Annotated in this window: 17 protein-coding genes and 2 tRNA genes; 10 read left to right on the plus strand and 9 right to left on the minus strand. The window is 72.7% G+C overall.

Annotated elements, in window-relative coordinates; all coding sequences use genetic code 11:
• Positions 1-76: 76 nt before the first annotated feature.
• Complete coding sequence (locus ACZ6MA_RS04285; protein ID WP_469430904.1) at positions 77-1,216, minus strand: LLM class flavin-dependent oxidoreductase; 1,140 nt, start codon at positions 1,214-1,216, stop codon at positions 77-79.
• A gap of 272 nt (positions 1,217-1,488) precedes the next feature.
• Here ACZ6MA_RS04285 and ACZ6MA_RS04290 point away from each other — a divergent pair, with 272 nt between their 5' ends.
• The 5 genes from ACZ6MA_RS04290 to ACZ6MA_RS04310 all read left to right on the plus strand — a co-directional run bounded on the left by ACZ6MA_RS04290 (position 1,489) and on the right by ACZ6MA_RS04310 (position 4,749).
• Positions 1,489-2,244, plus strand: a complete 756-nt coding sequence (locus tag ACZ6MA_RS04290; RefSeq protein WP_469430906.1) for an IclR family transcriptional regulator — start codon at positions 1,489-1,491, stop codon at positions 2,242-2,244.
• A 122-nt stretch (positions 2,245-2,366) separates the two neighbouring features.
• Positions 2,367-2,440 (plus strand) — tRNA-Lys (locus tag ACZ6MA_RS04295).
• A 154-nt stretch (positions 2,441-2,594) separates the two neighbouring features.
• On the plus strand, positions 2,595-3,029 hold the full coding sequence (locus tag ACZ6MA_RS04300; RefSeq protein WP_469430908.1) for a hypothetical protein: 435 nt from the start codon (positions 2,595-2,597) through the stop codon (positions 3,027-3,029).
• A 77-nt stretch (positions 3,030-3,106) separates the two neighbouring features.
• Positions 3,107-3,874: a DsbA family protein gene (locus tag ACZ6MA_RS04305; RefSeq protein WP_469430909.1), complete on the plus strand. Its 768-nt coding sequence runs from the start codon at positions 3,107-3,109 to the stop codon at positions 3,872-3,874.
• A complete protein-coding gene (locus ACZ6MA_RS04310; protein ID WP_469430910.1) occupies positions 3,871-4,749 on the plus strand; it encodes a cytochrome c biogenesis CcdA family protein in 879 nt (292 codons plus the stop codon). The genes ACZ6MA_RS04305 and ACZ6MA_RS04310 overlap by 4 nt, the downstream gene beginning before the upstream one ends.
• An 81-nt stretch (positions 4,750-4,830) precedes the next feature.
• Here the strand turns inward: ACZ6MA_RS04310 and ACZ6MA_RS04315 are convergent, their stop codons facing one another.
• Together ACZ6MA_RS04315 and ACZ6MA_RS04320 are read right to left on the minus strand one after the other, a co-directional pair.
• Complete coding sequence (locus tag ACZ6MA_RS04315; protein ID WP_469430912.1) at positions 4,831-5,421, minus strand: lytic polysaccharide monooxygenase auxiliary activity family 9 protein; 591 nt, start codon at positions 5,419-5,421, stop codon at positions 4,831-4,833.
• Positions 5,422-5,683: 262 nt separating this feature from the next.
• A complete protein-coding gene (locus ACZ6MA_RS04320) occupies positions 5,684-6,421 on the minus strand; it encodes a C40 family peptidase (protein ID WP_469430913.1) in 738 nt (245 codons plus the stop codon).
• 496 nt (positions 6,422-6,917) lie between these two features.
• Here ACZ6MA_RS04320 and ACZ6MA_RS04325 point away from each other — a divergent pair.
• The 3 genes from ACZ6MA_RS04325 to glxA all read left to right on the plus strand — a co-directional run bounded on the left by ACZ6MA_RS04325 (position 6,918) and on the right by glxA (position 11,150).
• Positions 6,918-6,991 (plus strand) — tRNA-Lys (locus ACZ6MA_RS04325).
• Positions 6,992-7,320: 329 nt separating this feature from the next.
• Positions 7,321-9,198: a glycosyltransferase family 2 protein gene (locus ACZ6MA_RS04330; RefSeq protein ID WP_469430915.1), complete on the plus strand. Its 1,878-nt coding sequence runs from the start codon at positions 7,321-7,323 to the stop codon at positions 9,196-9,198.
• On the plus strand, positions 9,195-11,150 hold the full coding sequence (gene glxA / locus ACZ6MA_RS04335) for a radical copper oxidase GlxA (protein ID WP_469430916.1): 1,956 nt from the start codon (positions 9,195-9,197) through the stop codon (positions 11,148-11,150). Before ACZ6MA_RS04330 ends, glxA begins: the two co-directional genes overlap by 4 nt.
• A 164-nt stretch (positions 11,151-11,314) precedes the next feature.
• Here the strand turns inward: glxA and ACZ6MA_RS04340 are convergent, their stop codons facing one another.
• The 6 genes from ACZ6MA_RS04340 to ACZ6MA_RS04365 form a co-directional block, all read right to left on the minus strand.
• Positions 11,315-12,364: a glycoside hydrolase family 6 protein gene (locus ACZ6MA_RS04340; RefSeq protein WP_469430919.1), complete on the minus strand. Its 1,050-nt coding sequence runs from the start codon at positions 12,362-12,364 to the stop codon at positions 11,315-11,317.
• 175 nt (positions 12,365-12,539) lie between these two features.
• Positions 12,540-13,202 (minus strand): class F sortase, encoded by a 663-nt coding sequence (locus ACZ6MA_RS04345; RefSeq protein WP_469430920.1) that lies wholly within the window; start codon positions 13,200-13,202, stop codon positions 12,540-12,542.
• Between the two features lie 19 nt (positions 13,203-13,221).
• Complete coding sequence (locus ACZ6MA_RS04350) at positions 13,222-13,896, minus strand: hypothetical protein (protein WP_469430921.1); 675 nt, start codon at positions 13,894-13,896, stop codon at positions 13,222-13,224.
• Positions 13,897-14,106: 210 nt separating this feature from the next.
• On the minus strand, positions 14,107-14,886 hold the full coding sequence (locus tag ACZ6MA_RS04355) for an HAD-IIA family hydrolase (RefSeq protein WP_362218630.1): 780 nt from the start codon (positions 14,884-14,886) through the stop codon (positions 14,107-14,109).
• A gap of 132 nt (positions 14,887-15,018) precedes the next feature.
• Positions 15,019-15,840 (minus strand): hypothetical protein, encoded by an 822-nt coding sequence (locus ACZ6MA_RS04360; RefSeq protein WP_469430922.1) that lies wholly within the window; start codon positions 15,838-15,840, stop codon positions 15,019-15,021.
• 147 nt (positions 15,841-15,987) lie between these two features.
• Positions 15,988-17,451 carry an ROK family protein gene (locus ACZ6MA_RS04365; RefSeq protein WP_469430923.1) on the minus strand — a complete coding sequence of 488 codons (1,464 nt, stop codon included), beginning with the start codon at positions 17,449-17,451 and terminating at the stop codon, positions 15,988-15,990.
• Positions 17,452-17,507: 56 nt separating this feature from the next.
• Between ACZ6MA_RS04365 and ACZ6MA_RS04370 the strand changes: the two genes are divergently transcribed.
• Both ACZ6MA_RS04370 and ACZ6MA_RS04375 read left to right on the plus strand, forming a co-directional pair.
• Complete coding sequence (locus ACZ6MA_RS04370; protein WP_469430925.1) at positions 17,508-18,626, plus strand: Gfo/Idh/MocA family protein; 1,119 nt, start codon at positions 17,508-17,510, stop codon at positions 18,624-18,626.
• Between the two features lie 56 nt (positions 18,627-18,682).
• Positions 18,683-19,147, plus strand: a complete 465-nt coding sequence (locus ACZ6MA_RS04375; protein WP_469431201.1) for a heme-degrading domain-containing protein — start codon at positions 18,683-18,685, stop codon at positions 19,145-19,147.
• The last annotated feature ends 62 nt before the right edge of the window (positions 19,148-19,209 follow it).

The raw sequence follows: 19,209 nt of genomic DNA on the forward strand, positions 1-19,209 counted from the left end.
GCCGCCGCAGGCGGCGAGACGGGCCGTCAGCCGCTGCGCCGGACGGCGTCCGCACCGCCGCTGCGCGGCGGCGTCCTCAAGCGCCGGACGGGCTTGAATTGGCTGAGGTCGTCCGAATCAGCCCGTCCGGCAACCCATACGCATCCGCGATCAGTTCATAACTCCGCAGCCGCACCCCCGGCGTATGCGCATTGGACGTGATCATCAATTCGTCCGCACCCGTCCGCTCGACCAGGGCGTTCAGGCCCGCGCGGACCTCGTCCGGGGTGCCGAAGACGACGTCGCGCAGCCAGTCGTCGACGAATTGCGCCTCGGCCGCGCCGAAGTCGTACGCCTCGGCCTCCTCCGGCGTCGGGACCAGCCCGGGCCGGCCCGTGCGCAGCCGCAGCATCGCGAGGGCGCCGGTGAGGACCTGGCGGCGGGCCTCCTTCGGGTCGTCGGCGGCGAACGCCTGGACGCCGATCTTGGCGTACGGGCGGTCGAGGACCTCGGAGGGCCGGAAGGAGTCGCGGTAGAGCTGGAGCGCGGGGACGGTGTTCGCCGCGGAGAAGTGGTGCGCGAAGGAGAAGGGCAGACCGAGCGCTCCGGCGAGCCGGGCGCTGAACCCGGAGGAGCCGAGCAGCCAGACGGAGGGCCGGTCGGCCCGCTGCACCCCGCCGGGGACCCGGCCCTGGACCGGCCCGGGGACGGCGTGGATCCGGGCGTAGGGGTGGCCGTCGGGGAAGTCGTCGTCCAGGAACCGCGTCAGCTCGGCGAGCTGCTGCGGGAAGTCGTCCGCCCCCTCCCGCAGGCGGTCCGAGCGGCGCAGCGCGGCGGCGGTCGCGCCGTCCGTGCCGGGCGCCCGCCCGAGGCCGAGGTCGACGCGACGGGGGGCGAGGGCCTCCAGCGTGCCGAACTGCTCGGCGATCACCAAGGGGGCGTGGTTGGGCAGCATGACGCCGCCGGAGCCGAGGCGGATCCGCTCGGTGTGGGCCGCGAGGTGGGCCAGGATGACGGCCGGGGAGGAGCTGGCCACTCCGGGCATCGAGTGGTGCTCGGCCACCCAGAAGCGGTGGAAGCCCCGGCGCTCGGCGAGCCGTGCCAGTTCGACCGTGGTGCCCAGCGCCTGCCGGGCGGTGCGGCCGCTGCCGACGGTCGCCAGGTCCAGTACGGACAGCGGCACCGGCGCGCTGCCCTTGGGCTCGGCCCGGATGATGTCGTCCCGCTCGTCGGCCACGGTGGTCCGCCTCCCTGGTTGGCGCTGCGTCTGGTTCGTCCCGCCGCGGGATTCGTATTCCCCGCGCGACGCCCAGCCCAACCGGAGCAACACTCCGCTTATTCCCGGCCCGCCACGTCTCCCCCTTTCATGACATCGGCATATGCCATCGGGGTGCGTCCCAGGACAGCCGCCCCGCACCCGGATCCAAGTCCTCAACACCCGCTACGGAAGGACCCTTTCGCCTTTATCGTGGGGAGCGGATACTCGCTGGAAACCGCTAGGGGGAAACCGTGGCGCTCAAGCCCGAGCCGACCGCGCCGTTCCACTCGGTGCAGTACGCGCTGCGCGTGCTGGAGACGGTCGCCAGACACTCCGGCGGCGTCACCGAGATCCAGATCGCGCGCGAGACCGGCCTGCCCGTCGGCCACCTCGCCCATCTGCTGATGATGCTCCGCCGCGAGGACTACGTGGAGCGGACGGGCGACGGCGCCTACGTCACCGGCGAGGCCCTGGTGCTGCTCGGCTCCGGCGACCGGAAGGCCGCCGTGGAGCGCAAGCTCCAGCAGTCGCTGTCCGCACTGCGCGATTCGGTCGGCGCGGCCATCTATCTGAGCCGCTACATCGACGGCGAGGTCAGGATCACGCAGTACGCGGACGGCCCCGGCACCCCCAAGGTCAACGAGTGGGTCGACTTCCGCGCCGCCGCCCATGCGAGCGCACTCGGCAAATGCCTGCTCACCCAGCTCGACCACGACGACCGGCGCGACCATCTCTCGCGGCACAAGACCGCCCGGCTCACCTCCCGGACGATCACCAACGAGAAGGTCCTCTTCCGCAAGCTCGACGCCCAGCCCGCGACCGTCCCCGTCCTCGATCTGCAGGAGTACGCGGTCGGCACGGTCTGCGCGGCCGTGCCGATAACCGTCGGCCACTCGGTCGGCTGTCTCGCGCTCTCCCTCCCGCTGGCCCACGCCCACCGGCTGCGGCAGGCCGCCGAGACGCTGAACCGGAAAGCGGCACCGCTGCTGCTGTCGATGACCCTCTGAGCGGCCCTCGGAGCGATCTTGCCCGTCCCTCCACACCCGGGCGCGGAGGGACGGGAGGGGTCCCGGGCGGCGGGTGGTTCGGAGCACCCGTTCGGACCGGGTATTATTTTCTCTGTCAGCAGGCGCCGCTAGCTCAGTTGGTTAGAGCAGCTGACTCTTAATCAGCGGGTCCGGGGTTCGAGTCCCTGGCGGCGCACCGACAGACGAAGGCCCTCACCGATGGTGAGGGCCTTCGTCGTGCTCCCGTCCAGGCCGCCCCGCGGGCCGGCCGCCGTAGCATGGGGGCCGCGGCGGGCCCCGCCGCGCCCGTCCGGGACGGACGAGGGGAAGACAGGGGAAGGAGGGGCCACGTGCCGCAGCACCGCCGTTCGACGGCAGCCGCGCTGCTCCTGCTCCTCCTCGCGGTCCTCGCCGGCCCCACCCTGTCCGGCCCCGCCCTGTCCGGCACCTCCCCCTCCGGCCCGGCCCGCTCCGGGACGGCCCCGTACGCGCGGACGGTGAACGGCGTCGCGGCCACCACTTCGCCGGACGCCCGGCCCGAGATCCGCGAGCCCCACGCCGTCCGCGCCGCGTCCGGCGACGACGGCGGTACGTGCCGGCCGCAGGACCTCCCGCTGAAGGGAGCCGAGGCCGTCGTCCCGGCCGGGCACGGCGACCCGCTCACCGCACCCGCCGCGACCCGCGCCGCACCACCTGCCGCGCTCCCGCCCCGGGCCACCGCCCCCAGGCCGCCGCCCGCCCCCGTCGCCGGCTGCGCCGAGCTGCTCCCCGTCCTACGGATCTAGGCCCGCCCCACGACGGCCCGCCCCGGGCCGTACTCCGGCATGCCCAGAATCCTTCCGACCCGTGGAGCCCCTCACTCATGTCCGCAACGCTCACCACACCCGCCCGCCGCCTCGCGGCCGTCGGCGCGGTCCTCGCCCTCGTCGTCGCGCTCGTCGCGGCCGGCATCGCGATCGGCAAGAACTCCGGCGGCTCCGGCAAGCGGGCGGCGGGCGCTTCCGCCGAGCCCGCCGCCGACCCCCGGCAGCCCGCCTACGACGAGGCGGAGAAGACCACCAGCCGACGTCAGAACGGCGACCCCCTCGCCCTCGGCCGGGCCGACGCACCGGTGGTGCTCGTCGAATACGCCGACTACCAGTGCTCGTACTGCGGCCGCTTCACCCGCGAGACCCAGCCCGAACTGGTCAAGAAGTACGTCGACGAGGGCGTGCTGCGCATCGAGTTCCGCAACTTCCCGATCTTCGGCAAGGACTCGCTGCGGGCGGCTCGGGCCGCCTGGGCCGCCGGGCAGCAGGGCCGTTTCCCGCAATTCCACCACGAGCTGTTCGCCAAGCTCCGCAAGGGCGACGCGCTCGCCGAGGACAAGCTGGTCGAGATGGCCCGTACGGCGGGTGTGTCCGACGTCGACCGGTTCCGCGAGGACATGAACGGCCCGGCGTCCGCGGCCGCCGTGAAGAAGGACCAGGAGGAGGGCTACGCCCTCGGTGTGCAGAGCACCCCCTCCTTCCTCGTCGGCGGCCGGCCCGTCGCGGGCGCCCAGCCGATGAGCGCCTTCGAGACCGCGATCGCCGAGGCGAAGGCCGCCAAGGCGGCCAAGGGCGGGGACAGCGGGAAGAGCGAGAAGTGACCGACATCGGTTACCTCGCCGCCTTCCTCGGTGGCGCCCTCGCCCTGCTCAGCCCGTGCAGCGCGCTGCTGCTGCCGGCGTTCTTCGCCTACTCCCTCGCGAGCCCCGGCAAGCTGCTGGCCCGTACCTGCGTCTTCTACCTCGGGCTCGCCACCACGCTGGTACCGCTCGGCGCGGCCTCCACCGCCGCCAGCCGGCTCTTCAACGGCCACCGCGATCTGCTGATCACCGTCGGCGGCTGGGTCGTGATCGCCATGGGCGCCGCCCAGATCCTCGGCCTCGGCTTCGCGTCCCGCAAGGCGCAGGCCGCCGCCGGGCGCATCACCCCCCGCTCGGCCGCGTCGACGTTCCTGCTGGGTTGCGTCTACGGGCTGGCGGGCTTCTGCGCCGGGCCGATCCTCGGCGCGGTGCTGACCGTGACCGCCGTCAACGGCAACCCCGTGTACGGGGCGTCGATGCTCGCCGTCTACGCGCTGGGCATGGCGCTGCCGCTGTTCGTGCTGGCCGTGTTCTGGGACCGGTTCAAGCTCGGCGGCCGGGGCTGGCTGCGCGGCCGGGAACTGCGTCTCGGCAGGCTGCGGCTGCACACCACCTCACTGGTGTCCGGGCTGTTCTTCATCGGCATCGGCGTGCTCTTCCTCGCCTACGACGGGACGACCGGCCTGCCCGGGATCCTGGACGCCGACCAGGAGTTCGCGCTGGAGGAGGTCGCCTCCCGGATCGGCAACGCCGTGCCCGACTACGCCCTGCTGGCCGTGATCGCGCTGGTCGTCGCGGGGGTGCTGGGCCGGATCGCCCTGCGGCCGGCTCGGCCGGCCACACCCGTCGAGCCGGCCGAGCCCGCCGAGCGAGGCGGATCCGCCCGCGAAACGTGACCGGGCCGGCACGGGAGGCCCCGGTGCGCGGTGCGCCACGAGGTCTCCCGGCCGGCCGGGGGCCGCATCGGGGTCAGAGCGTCAGAACTGCACGTCCGAACAGGCGTAGAAGGCGTTGGGGGTGTCCGCGATCGTCCAGACGGCGAGGATGATGTGCTTGCCGGTCTTCAGGGTGGGGACGGTGCCCTGGTGGGTGACGTTGGCCTCGGGTATCCGGCCCCCGTAGGGCACGCTCATGAAGGGCTGGGGTTCGAGGTCGGCGCGGGTGAGGGGCTTGGCGGGGTTGTAGCCGTCCTTGGTGATGTAGTAGCGGAAGTCGGTCGTGGCGTGCCGGGCGGTGAGCTTCCAGCGGAAGGCATACCCCTGGCCCGCGGTGAGCTTGGTGGCGGGCCACTGGCCGCCGCGCGGGTCGTCGAGTTCGGCGAAGCGGCTGTTGCCGCCTGCACAGATCCGGCCGTCGGCGGGACCACGGGACGGGAAGCCCTTGGGGCCCTCGACGCTCTGGGGTTCGTACTGGATCTCGCCGCAGTTCTTCACGGTGCCCTTGGCGCAGAACACCTGCCGGCTGGTGGGGGAGTCGGTGTAGCCGTGACTGTTGGCGCTGCCGGTGGCGAGCAGGGACACGCCGGCGACCGAGAGGCCGATGATCACCGCACTGATCTTTTTGCGCATGCTTCGCTCCTCGAGAACGTGGGGGGTTCTGTGAGGCGGGTGGAGTGTGCGGTCTAGACCAAGTCGGAGATTAGTCCCGAGAAATAGTCATGTCCAGGCCAAAGGCGACGGGAATCCGCCTGCTGTTCACCAGTCAGCCCCTGGGGGTACCTCCCAGCGGTAGCTGGGGGAGTTTGAGGACGCGCCCGCAGGGCGCCCCCGCCGCGGGCGGCAAGACGGCCCGCACCGAAAGAGCCGCCGGCCAGGCGAGAAGCGCCGGCCGTCACGACGGACGACCGTACAGATTCGGGTTGTAGTAGGAGAAGGTCGAGACGCGCACCCGCTTACCGGGCCGCGGCGCCTCGACGTACTTGCCGCCCCCCAGATAGATCGCCGCGTGATGGATGCCCGACGCCTTGCCGTTGGCCGACCAGAAGACGAGGTCGCCCCGGCGCAGGGCCCGGCGGGCGACGCGCTTGGTGGCGCGGTACTGGTCGGCGGCGACGCGCGGCAGCTTCACCCCCGCCCGGCGGTAGGCCTGCTGGATGAGCCCGGAGCAGTCCCAGGCGTCGGGGCCGTTGCCGCCCAGCTTGTACGGGTCGCCGATCTGGGCCAGCGCGAACGCGACGGCCCTCTCCACCCGGGACTGCGCGGCGGAAATCTGCGGCGTGCGCTCCGGGTCCGCCGGGGCGGGCGGGGACACCGGCTCGGCGGGCCACTGCGGGACGGCGACGCCGGGGATGTCCTGGTCACTGAGCGGGACATCGGGTTCGGCCGGCGCCACCTGGGCCGGGGAAGCGTCCGGGGCTCCCCCCTCCGGCCCTTCCGGCTCCGGCACCGGCTCGTCCGCGACGGTGCCGCCCGGGACGGGAACCGTGCCGCCCGGGACGGGAGGGTCTTCCGGGTCACCGGGTTCGTAGACGGAGCTGTCCCCGCCCACCGGGTCCGGAGGTTCCGGGCCGGCAGCCACGGCGGCCGTTCCCGAGCCGGCGATGACCGCCGCGCCCACGGCCGCCGCCACGATCGCACCACGCAGGGCACCCCGGTGCCGGCCGCCGCTCTCGGCCGCGGGCTCGTCGGGGGAACCGGCGGAGGAATCGACAAAGGACCCAGCGGCGGGACCGGCAAGGGATGCGGCAGGGCATTCGGCGAGACGGGTGTGAGCGGTGTCACTTTCATCCGCCCGCACCGGGGCGGGGGCGGACGCGTCCGCGCGGACGGCGCATCCCCGGCTGCCGGGTAGCCGCTCGGTGAATTCCGGAGTCCGCACCGCCTCGCTGCCTTTCCGTGCGCCTGTCCGGGGCGGCCGCCGATGGGCCCGCACCCGCCGCGCCCCGGCGGCCCGTCGGACCGCTCGCCACGCGTCGGTACTCGGCACAGCTTCTCAACGGCCCGGAGAAAGCGCATGTCGGGCGCGGTGTCGGCCGATGGCGGCGGGAGGGGCGCCGATCCGGCGGCCGTTCGCGGGGCGGTCGGGAGCACCCTCGAACATCAGGTAGAGTTTTCTCTGTCAGCAGGCGCCGCTAGCTCAGTTGGTTAGAGCAGCTGACTCTTAATCAGCGGGTCCGGGGTTCGAGTCCCTGGCGGCGCACCGACAGACGAAGGCCCTCACCGATGGTGAGGGCCTTCGTCGTGTCCGGGGCCGGTCCCCGAGGGCATACGACACCCCCTTCGACACCATTCGCACACTCCTTCGCCCGACGCACCGCTTTGCCCGGTAACCACCTCGTTTCACCCTTGCGATCATGGCGCGGGGTCGGAGATCCTGAACCGACAGCAACGACTCGATCTCACCGTGTGACGAGTGGGTCGAGTGGGGTACCGGGGGGAGCCGGTACCCCTGCGCCCGAGCGGCCGAGGGGGGTCGGCCGGGCTCAGGATCTGACACACGCAGCCAGCTGCGTGTCGGGGGGATGACTCATGACGTCGACGCCTGCCCATGCCCGGGAGCAGTCCCACGACCCGTCGTCGGCCACGCGCCCGCGCCCGCCGCGCGAGCCCGCCCCGGGGCCCCCGCCACCGGTCCCGAGGATCCCACCGGATCCGGCACGGCCGGCCGGGGCGGCCCCGCCGGGGGCCGCCCCGCCGCATCGGCGCGGCGCCCGGCCCCGCTTCGACTACGAGCACTACAGCCGGCTGGCCGGCCCGCTCACCCGGCCCCATCCCACCGAGCCCTACCGCGTCCGGTACCGCAGCCTCCTCGCGGATGAGCCGCACCGGATCCGGGCGGCCCTGCTGCTGGGGGCCGCGCCCGTCGTCTCGCTGGGGCTGCTGGTGTGGCTGATGCAGCCCGCGCACTGGACCGAGCGCGAGCACGCCACGACCGCCATGCGGGCCCTGGACGCCGTGATGCTCGTGTCCATCGGCCTCATCGAGCTGTTCCGCACCCTGAATGTCATATCGAACGCGCATGCGACGCTGGTCGCCCGCGATCCCGTCCCCGTCGTGCCCGAGACCGGCACGAAGGTCGCCTTCCTGACTTCGTTCGTGCCCGGCAAGGAGCCGATCGAGATGGTCACCCGCACCCTGGAGGGCGCGACGCGGCTGCGGCACCGCGGCCCGCTGGACGTCTGGCTGCTGGACGAGGGCGACGACCCCGAGGTCAAGGAGGTCTGCCGGCGGCTCGGGGTGCGCCACTTCTCCCGCAAGGGCGTCGAGAAGTGGAATCAGGCGAAGGGCCCGTACCGCGCCCGGACCAAACACGGGAACTACAACTCCTGGCTGGACGCCCACGGCGACGACTACGACTTCTTCGCCTCGGTCGACACCGATCACGTGCCGCTGCCCAATTTCCTGGAGCGGATGCTCGGCTATTTCCGCGACCCCGACATCGCCTTCGTCGTCGGCCCCCAGGTCTACGGCAATTACGACGCGGCCGTCACCAAGGCCGCCGAGAGCCAGCAGTTCCTTTTCCACGCCCTGATCCAGCGGGCCGGCAACCGCTACGGCGCACCCATGTTCGTCGGCACCAACAACGCCGTCCGGATCAGCGCGCTCAAGGGCATCGGCGGGCTCTACGACTCGATCACCGAGGACATGGCCACCGGCTTCGAGCTGCACCGGCACCGCAATCCGGCGACCGGGCGGAAATGGCGCTCGGTCTACACGCCCGACGTGCTCGCCGTCGGCGAGGGGCCGAACGCGTGGACCGACTTCTTCACCCAGCAGCTGCGCTGGTCCCGGGGCACCTACGAGACGATCCTCAAGCAGTTCTGGAAGGGGCCCTTCACCCTCTCCCCCGGGAAATTCCTGAACTACACCCTGATGGTCATCTACTACCCGATGACCGCCGTCAACTGGATGCTGGGCGCGCTGAGCTGCGCTCTCTTCCTCGGCCTCGGCGCCTCCGGCATCTCCATCAATTCCGAGATCTGGATGATGCTCTACAGCGATGCCGCCGCCCTCCAGATCGGCCTGTACATCTGGAACCGCCGGCACAACGTCTCGCCGCACGAACCCGAGGGCTCCGGCGGACTCGCCGGCATGGTGATGTCCGCGCTGTCCGCGCCGATCTACGCCCGCTCGCTGATGGACGCGGTACTGCGCCGCAAAAGCAGCTTCGTGGTGACGCCCAAGGGAGACTCGGCCAGTCCCGACACTCTGTTCGGCACCTTCCGTGTGCACCTGTTCTTCCTGGTGGTATTCGGCGGCTCGCTGGCCGCCTCCTTCTGGTTCGGCCACACCCATGTTGCGATGACCACCTGGGCCGCGCTCGCCCTCGCGATCACTGTCGCGCCGATCGCCGCCTGGTGGTGGACCCTCCGCCACACCGACCGTGCCGTGGAGGCCCGCACATGAGAACCCGCCCGTTCCGTGTCAGCCGCCGCACCCGCCGCATGGGCATCAGTGCGGCGGTGGCGGTCGTCCTGGCGGGGATGAACGGCCCCGCCATCTGGGGCTACGCCGCCGACAAATACCACGAATACAAGATCAACCAACCGGAGTACAAGGCGGCGAACGGCCACTGGAAAGCGGTCGACATGCCCCGCGAATACCGGATCAACACGATCCATGCGGCCCTGCTGCACACCGGCAAGGTGCTGCTCGTCGCCGGTTCGGGGAACAACGCCGCCAATTTCGACGCCAAGAGTTTCCGCTCGGTCCTGTGGGATCCCGAGCACAACACCTTCAAGAACATCGAGACCCCCAAGGACCTCTTCTGTGCCGGGCACACCCAGCTGCCCGACGGCAAGCTGCTCGTCGCGGGCGGCACCCAGCGCTACGAGAAGCTGGAGGGCGACGTCACCAAGGCGGGCGGGCTGATGATCGTCCACAACGAGGACCCCGACAAGCCGCTGACCCTCCCGGCCGGCACCCGCTTCACCGGCAAGAAGAGCGGCAAGACCTTCGAGTCCCACGACGCGCTGCTCGTGCCGCGCGCGAAGAAGACACAGGAGGACGGGGGCAAGAAGGTGACCGTCTCGGCCAGCACCGCGCGGGTCTATGTGGAGGCGCTCGGCCAGGGTCCCAAGTACGAGACCGGTCTCACCGACAACTACCGCATCGAGGGCCTCACGGGGAAGGACGCCCGGAACTTCTACGGCATCGCCAACAAGCTCTCGTTCGACAAGAAGGACTTCCAGGGCATCAAGGATTCCTTCGAGTTCGACCCCGTCAGCGAGCGGTACGTGCCGGTCGACCCGATGCGGGAGGCCCGCTGGTATCCGACGCTGACCACCCTCCCGGACGGCAGGGTCCTGTCCGTCTCCGGGCTGGACGAGATCGGCCAGGTCGTCCCCGGGAAGAACGAGGTCTACGACCCGAAGACCAAGAAATGGAGCTACCTTCCCAAGGAGCGGTTCTTCCCCACCTACCCCGCCCTCTTCCTCACCGACAAGGGCCGGATCTTCTACACCGGGTCCAACGCGGGCTACGGGCCGGCCGACAAGGGCCGGGTGCCGGGCGTGTGGGACCTGGAGAGCAACGCGTTCACCGAGGTGCCCGGGATGAGCGACCCGGACACTTTGGAGACCTCGATGTCCGTCCTGCTGCCGCCCGCCCAGGCCCAGCGGTACATGGTGCTCGGGGGCGGCGGGGTCGGCGAGAACAAGAAGTCCACCGCCAAGACCCGCATCGTCGATCTGCACGCCCCCGAGCCGCGCTTCCGGGACGGCCCCGACCTGTACGCCAAGGCCCGCTATCCGAGCAGCGTCATCCTGCCGGACGACACCGTGCTGACGACCAACGGCTCGGGTGACTACCGCGGCCGGGGCGACTCCAACGTGCTGAAGGCCGAGCTGTACGACCCGAAGTCCAACACCAAGCGCGCGGTGGCCGACCCGCTGGTGGGCCGCAACTACCACTCCGGCGCGCTGCTGCTGCCCGACGGACGGGTGATGACCTTCGGCTCCGACTCGCTCTTCGGTGACCGGGCCAACTCCCGGCCCGCCACGTTCCAGCAGCAGATGGACCTCTACACCCCGCCCTACCTCTTCCGCGACTCACGCCCCGAGCTGGCGGACACCGCGCCGAGAACGGTGAAGGCCGGGGAGAAGACCACGTACCGGACGGCGCACTCGCAGGCCATCCGCAAGGCGCGGCTGATCCGGCCCGGCTCCTTCACCCACGTCACCAACATCGAGCAGCGTTCGATCGAGCTGGAACTCACCAAGACCGCCACCGACATCACCGTCACCCTGCCGAAGGACACGTCTTTGATGCCTCCCGGCTGGTACATGCTGCATGTGATCGACGACCAGGGGACCCCGTCCAAGGCGGTCTGGGTCAAGGTCCCCCGGGCCGGTGACTAGGGTCCGGCCGGCGGATCCCCGGCCATCGGGCCGTCTTGCCGCCCGCGGCGGCGAGCGCCCCGCGGGCGCGTCCTCAAGCTCCGGACGAGCTGGAAAATCCAGCCCGTCCGGCGTTTGAGGATTCCGCCGCGCAGCGGAGGTGCGAGCACCGCAGGGCCGCCCGCCTACACGGCGTTGCGGGCGAGTTCCAAGGCGTAGGTCTCCCACCACTGGCCCGCGTCGGGGCCGCCCTTGCAGGCGCCGTCGGACTCGCCCGGGCGTTTGACCCAGAGATAGGCGTCCGTCAGCGCGTCCCCGGTCCGGGTGGTCGGGGGTTCGCCGAGGGCCCGGCCGGAGGGGTTGCACCAGGCCTTCTCGTGGTCGCCGCCGTTGAGGGGGCCGTTGCCGTTGCGGCTGGTGTCGATGACGAAGTGCTTGCCGCCCACGAGGGCGGACAGCTGACGGCCGTAGTCCTTGTTGGCCCGGGTGGTCTGGAAGTTGGAGACGTTGAGCGCGAATCCGTCGGCCTTGGCGATACCGGCCCGCCGCAGCGGCTCCGCCATCCGCCCGGCGGGCGTGACCCAGCTGGGGTTGCCCGCGTCCAGGTAGACCTTGGTGTGCGGCAGTGCCTTCAGCTTGCCGACGGCCTCGTTGAGCAGCGCGAACCGCTCCTCGTGGAACTCCTGCGGCGTACAGCCGTCCTCGATGTGCGGCAGCGCGTCCGGTTCGAGGATCACGGTCGCGTTGCGGTCGCCGATGCCCTTGGCCGCCTGGTCCAGCCACTGGCGGTACGCCTCGCCGTCGGAGGCACCGCCCTGGGAGTACTGGCCGCAGTCGCGGTGCGGGATGTTGTAGAGCACCAGCAGGGCGTCCCGGTCGGCCTTGGCGGCGGCTTCGGTGAAGCCGCGCGTCTGGCCCTCCGGGTCGTCCACCCCGATCCACTCGGCGACCGGCTGGGCGGCGATCTTCTCGAGCAGTTCGGCCTCCCGCGCCTTGCCGTCGCGGCGCAGCCGGTCGGCCCGCTGGGCGGCGGTGGCCTGCGGGTTGACCCAGAACGGGGCGTGCGCCTTGGGCTGCTGCCGGGTGGGCGGCCGGGTGGACTCGCGCTCCTTCGGGGCGGCGGACTCCGAGGACGAGAAGCACCCGGAGAGCAGCAGCAGCGCCCCCACCGCGGCTGCCGCTCTCGCCGGGCCCGTGCGGCCCCTGCGTGTGTGGCCGGTGTAGCTGCCGTACATCCACTCCCCCTTGGCTGTACTGCCTGGGGGTGCCCCCAGACCCGCGCGGGACATGACCGGTCGTCTCAATGCTGACACAGACGTGTCCTCCACAGTGGGTGCTCTGGGTATGACTTGGTGTCATATCGCCCCGTTGGACCAGAGTGCGCGGTCGCCGCCCGGCGGAACCGTGCGGTCACAGCCGGCCCGCGCCGGTCAGGTAGGCGGAGACGACGACGTTGGCGGAGTAGGAGTGCCGTGCCCGGTCGTAGTCGCCGCCGCAGGTGATCAGCCGCAGCTCGGCCCGGTCCGCCTCGCGCGGCCCGTAGACCTTCTTGGCGTCGAAGCGGTCCTTGGCGTAGACGGAGACGTCCTCGACGGTGAATTCGGCGGTCGTGCCGTCGACGCGGGCCACGGTGACGGCCTCCCCGGGTTTCAGTTCGCTGAGGTCGTAGAAGACGGCGGGCGCGCGGGCGGTGTCGAGGTGGCCGACGAGGACGGCGGCCCCGGTGCTGCCGGGCTGCGGGCCGCCGCGGTACCAGCCGACGGCGTTCGAGCGCGAGTACGGCGGTGGTTCCACCGCCCCCGTCGGGTCGAGGCCGCGTTCCTCGATCGGCGCCCAGACGCCCGTCGCCTTGATGGACAGGCCCCGGGGCCGGGACGGGCGCAGCGGTTCGTGGGCCGGGGGCAGCGGGCGGCCCATCGGGCGGCCCGCCGCGGCCACGTCGCCGGTGGTGGGCGTGGCCGAGCCGTGCCCCTCGGTGATCTCCCGCCCCCACATCCACACAGCCAGCAGCAGGGCCGCCCATATCACTCCGGTCAGGAGGCGGCCGGTGCCGCTGGCACGCGGTTCGGACATCGGTTCGTGCCGCGTTCCGTCAGTGCCGCGATTCGTCGGTGTCGCGGCGCTGCGCGGTCTCGTTGCGGCGGCGGTACCAGATCACGCCGGCGGCGATCAGCGCGGTGCTGCCCGCGAGGACGAGCCCGGGGGTGCCGGGGGCCTCGGCGGTGGCCATCGAGGTGCCGCCGCCGCCCGCGGGGACGGGGGCGACGGGCAGCTCGGAGGAGCCGGAGTCGGGCAGGGGGTGATCGCCGGACGACAGCCGTCCGTCGGGCCGGTCGTGGCCGTCCGTCGGGTCGTGGGTCTCGGAGCCGACGCGGTCGTCCTGCCGGTCGCGGTCGCCCGCCGGCTCCTCGCCCTCCTTGACGATGGTCAGCCGTCCGGCGGCCATCGCGTCGTAGCCGTCGCAGTTGACCTTGACGGGGTAGACGCCGGGGGCGACGGTCGAGCGGACGGTCGCCTCGGCGAACAGCCCGGCCGAGTCCCTGGCGAGCACCGCGTCGGTGACGAACGCCTCGGAGCTGGCGGTGGCCTTATTGTTGCCGCAGCCGGAGACGCGCAGTTGCACCTCGCCGCCGGGGTGGCTGGTGACCGGGGTGAGTTCGACGGTCCCCGACATGGTGGCGGGGTCGTCGACGGCGTACGCGGGGGCAGCGCAGACGACGGCCGCCGCCACGAGGGCGCCACAGAATGTGAAGCGGGCAGAGTCCATGGTGAAACCTCCTGGGTACGTCAGAAGGTTCACCCGTCGGACTCCGGCGTCGCATCCGCTCCGAGGTGGTATTGCGCCATCCGATGGCCAAAGGCCCCCGATCGGCTCGGAGCGGACCGGATCGCCTTGGGTCATTTGAGTGCCGGTCAGATCGGCCCGGGGCGGCTCGGCTCCGCCGGACGGGGGATCAGACCGGCCCCCGTCGGGGGGTCAGATCAGCTCGACGAGGTCGGCGATCGAGTCGACGACGCGGGAGGGCCGGAAGGGGTGCAGTTCGATCTCCTCGGAGCGGGTGAGCCCGGTCAGTACGAGGAAGGTCTCCATGCCGGCCTCCAGCCCGGCCAGCACATCGGTGTCCATCCGGTCACCGATCATGGCGCTGGTCTCGGAGTGCGCGCCGATCGCGTTGAGCCCGGCCCGCATCATCAGCGGGTTCGGCTTGCCGACGAAATAGGGGTCGCGGCCGGTCGCCTTGGTGATCAGCGCGGCGACGGAGCCGGTGGCGGGCAGCGCGCCCTCGGCGGAGGGGCCGGTCTCGTCGGGGTTGGTGGCGATGAAGCGGGCACCGGCGTTGATCAGCCGGATGGCCTTGGTGAGCGCCTCGAAGCTGTAGGTGCGGGTCTCGCCGAGGACCACGTAGTCGGGGTCGTGGTCGGTGAGGACGTAGCCGATGTCGTGCAGGGCGGTGGTCAGCCCGGCCTCGCCGATGACGTAGGCGGTGCCGCCGGGCCGCTGGTCGTCCAGGAACTTGGCGGTGGCCAGTGCGGAGGTCCAGATGTTGTCGACGGGGACGTCGAGCCCGATGCGGGCCAGCCGGGCGTGCAGGTCACGCGGGGTGTAGATGGAGTTGTTGGTCAGTACGAGAAAGGGCTTGCCGGACTCGCGGAGCCGTTTGATGAAGGTGTCCGCGCCGGGCACCGGGATGCCCTCGTGCATCAGGACACCGTCCATGTCGGTCAGCCAGGACTCGATGGGCTTGCGCTCTGCCACAGTGGGACTCCTGCCGTAAACGCCCCTCGCCGGGGCTGGGTACGCCAGAGCGGCACCGCTCGTGCGCCGCCCTGACCCCTCCAGCCTAATCAGCTCCCGGCCGCGTTCCGCCGGACGGCGGCGCGGCGGCGGTCAGCGGCCCGACCTGCGCGCACCGAACATCAGCGCCGCCCCGCCGAGCAGCAGCGCCAGGGCGGCCGCGCCGATGCCGAAGAGGTGGTGCGCGGAGCCCGTGTCGGCGAGCGCGGGCGGGCCGGTGTCCTCGGCGGACGGGCTCGCCCCGCCGTCGCGGATCCTGCCGTGACCGGGGTCCATCGCGTCCCCGGGGTGCCCGGTGCGCTCGGCGGGTTCGGTGGGCTCGGGCGCGCCCTCCTCGATGGCGAAGGCGTAGTCGTCGGACTCCCCCACCCACTCGCCGTCGTTCCCGCGCCGCTGCACGGCGGTCACGTTGGCCGTGACCGGGCCCTCGGGGGCCCCGGCAGCGAAGGCCAGCCGGAGGTCGACGGTGACCGAACGGCGGGCGGGGACGGCGAAGCCGGGGAAGTCCGGCGAGGTGCCGTCGAAGACGCCGACGTTCTCGGCCTCGTCGGTCCGCTCGAACCGCACGGGCCGCCAGCGTGCGGCGCCCCGGTCGTAGAAGTCGAGGCGGATGTCGCCGGGCCGCAGCGCGCGGCCCCGGTCGACGAGGACGACGACGGGGTGCACGGACTGGCAGTCGGCGCCCGTGCCGTTGCGCAGCTCCAGCCGCCAGGGGTGCGGGGCGCCGCCGCGCCCGTACGCCTCGGGGCCGCCGGTCAGCCGCGAGCTGATGGGGAAGGCGGCGCTGCCGGGGTCGCCGCAGGGCGGCTGTTCGGCGACCGGGTGCGCGGCGGCCTGCTCCGCCGCCGGTGCCGCCGCCGGGGCGAGCGCGAGCGCGGCGGCGCCGACTGCGACGAGGGCACGGGACAGGGGCATCGCGGGACCTTTACGGGTGGGCTGCGGTGGGGGCTCCGCTGCGGTGGGGGGCTCCGGGTCATCAGGAACCCTCAGGACCCTCAGGAACATCGCACTCTCCGCGCGCGCGAGCCGGGCGCGGCGCGGCCCGCTGCGGCCGACTGGCCGTCACATACCGCCCGATGTGACGATTTTCCGCTCATCGGATCGGGTGGCGAAGGCGGTGCCGGACCGCCCGAAGAGCGGGGCGAGCACGAGTTCGGCCGCGCCCTCGACCACCGTCCGGTCGCCGCCGGGGGCGACGGCCACGGGGACCGTCCGGCCGTCCGCGCGGGTGGCGTCCTCGGCGAGGACCGCGCGCACACCGCGCAGATACGCCTCCGGTTCGGCCAGCACGGTCCGGCCGCCGAGGAGGACGAGGTCGATGTCCAGCAGCCGTACGAGGTTGGCGGCGCCGATGCCGAGCAGACGCGCCGCGCGGGCGGTGTCACCGGCCGCGACGGCGCCCAGGCACAGCGCCTCGACGCAGCCCCGGTTGCCGCAGGGGCACGGCGGCCCGTCGAGCTGGAGCACCTGGTGCCCGAACTCCCCGGCCCCGGTCCTGGCCCCGCGGTGCACCCCGCCCCCGAGCACGAGCCCGGCACCGAGGCCCGTGCCGAGGTGCAGATACGCGAAGGAGCCGGCGCCGGGCGCCTCGCGCAGCACGAGACCGAGCGCGGCGGCGTTGGTGTCCTTGTCGACCACGACCGGAAGCCCGAGCCGCTCGGCGAGCGCGTCCCGCAGCGGAAACCCGTCCCACTCGGGAAACCCGGTGACCCGGTGCAGCACCCCACGCGCATGATCAAGCGGCCCGGGCACGGCGACGCCGACTCCGAGGACGGTACGGGGCGCTTGGGGCGCGCGCCCATGGCCGGGGGACGCCCCCGAGGCGTCCACGGCGGCGGGACCGGCCGCGCTCCCCGCGTCGGCACCGCCACCACGGCCGGAGGGCTCCGCCGAGGAATCCACGACGCCGGTGCCCCCGGCACCATCCGCACCGGTCCCGCGCGCGCCGCCGGGGAGCGGATCCGCGGCGGGAGCCGTCAAGCGGTGCGCGCGGGCGCCGCGCTCACCACCGGGCGGCGCCGCCGAGGCGCGGGCTTCCCCCGGCACGGGGTCCGCTTCCGCGTCGGCCCAGGCCAGCAGGGCCGTCACCTCCGCCGCCACCGTGTCCAGCAGGGTCTTCGCGCCCGCGCCGAAGGCGAGGGGGGCCGTGCGGGTGGCGACGGTCGTGCCGGTGAGGTCGACGAGGACCGCGGTCAGGGCGTCGCGGTCGAGGTGGAGGCCGATGGCGTGGGCCGCGTCCGGGACCAGGCGCCAGGTCGTGGCGGGCTTGCCGCCGGTGGACGCGCGGCGGCCCGCCTCGGCGGCGAGACCCGCGGCCCGCAGCCGGGCGCTGATCTTGCTGACGGCCTGCGGCGTCAGCCCCGTACGCCCGGCCAGCTCCGCACGGCTCGCACCCGCCGCACCCGCGTCGCGCAGCAGCCCGAGGACGAGGGCGGCGTTGTGGTCGCGCAGCGCGGCCAGATTGGCCCCGGGGACAGGGCTGCCGCCGCTCGAACCACTCGGACCGCCATTCACACCGTTGTTCACCCACCCATTGTCGCCATCGCTTGCACTTTCGCAACAGCGTTGCCAAAGTGGAAGACATGGATGGCACCACAGGCACAGATACAGGCACCCCCCGCACCCCGCTTCGCGTCGGCCTCATCGGTTACGGCCTGGCGGGCTCCGTCTTCCACGCCCCGCTGATCGCCGCGACCGAGGGGCTGGCCCTCGACACGGTCGTCACGGCCAACCCGGACCGGCAGCGGCAGGCCGTCGCCGAGCACCCGGGCGTCCGTACGGTCGCCGACGCGGACGCCCTCTTCGCGGGGGCGGACGGTCTCGACCTGATCGTCATCGCCTCTCCCAACCGCACCCACGTCCCGCTCGCCCGCCAGGCCCTGGAGGCCGGGCTGCCGGTGGTCGTCGACAAGCCGCTCGCCGCGACGGCCGCCGAGGCGGAGGAGCTGGCCGCCCTGGCCGAGGACCGCGGCCTGCTGCTCAGCGTCTTTCAGAACCGCCGCTGGGACAACGACTTCCGTACCCTCCGGAAGCTGATCGCCGACGGCGCCCTCGGCCGGGTCCAGCGCTTCGAGTCCCGCTTCGAGCGCTGGCGGCCGCGCCCCAAGGGCGGTTGGCGCGAGTCCGGCGACCCGGCCGAGATCGGCGGGCTGCTCTACGACCTGGGCAGCCATGTCGTGGACCAGGCCCTGCACCTCTTCGGCCCGGCCGTCACCGTCTACGCCGAGACCGACGTGCGGCGCGCGGGCGCCGAGGCCGACGACGACACGTTCATCGCGCTCACGCACGCCGGCGGCGTCCGCTCCCATCTGTGGGTGAGTGCCACCACCGCCCAGCTCGGCCCCCGCTTCCGGGTGCTCGGCAGCGAGGCGGGCTATGTGAAGTACGGCCTCGACCCCCAGGAAGCCGCCCTGCGCGAGGGCCTGCGCCCCACGCCCGAGGGGGCGGCCTGGGGCGTCGAACCCGAGGATGCCTGGGGTCGTCTCGGGGCGGGCGAGTCCCCCCGGACGGGCGGCGGGGAACCCGTACCGACCCTGCCCGGCGACTACCCCGCTTATTACGCGGCGATCGGGGAAGCCCTGCGCACCGGTGGCCGGCCGCCGGTCACGGCGGCGGAGGCGGCGGACACCCTGCGCGTCCTGGAGGCGGCCCGCACCTCGGCGACGGAAGCCCGGACGGTCCGGATCGAGGCAACCCGATGAGCGAGACCCCGGTACACGAGACCCCGGCACCGGGGACCCCGGTACCCGAGGACCCGATGCGCGAGGAGATCGCACGGCTGGAGGAGCAGGAACGACGCCTGGTCCTCGACCACTTCGACAACGACGACGCCTGGCGTCTCGGTTCGCTGCTGTCCGCACTGGCCCGCGAACGCGGCGCCGCCGTCACGGTCACCGTCCGGCGCGGCGCGCAACGCCTCTTCCACCGTGCCCTGCCCGGCACGTCCGCCGACAACGACGCCTGGCTGGACCGCAAATGCCGCGTCGTCGAGCGCTACGGGGAGTCCTCCTACCTCGTGGGCACCCGCTTCCGGGCGAAGGGCCGCACCTTCGAGGAGTCCTCCCGGCTGGACCCGGACCGCTATGCCGCGCACGGCGGCGCCTTCCCGGTCACGGTGCGCGGCACGGGCGTCGTGGGCGCGGTCGCCGTCTCGGGGCTGGCACAGGCCGACGACCACGCGCTGGTGGTGGAGGCCCTGGAACGGTTCCTCGCAGCGGAGTGAGGGGCGGGCGCACGGAATATCGTTCGATCCGCGCCCGCGTCCTCCGTATCGTGACCTGGCCA

The sequence above is a fragment of the Streptomyces sp. NPDC042259 genome, from assembly GCF_055582085.1.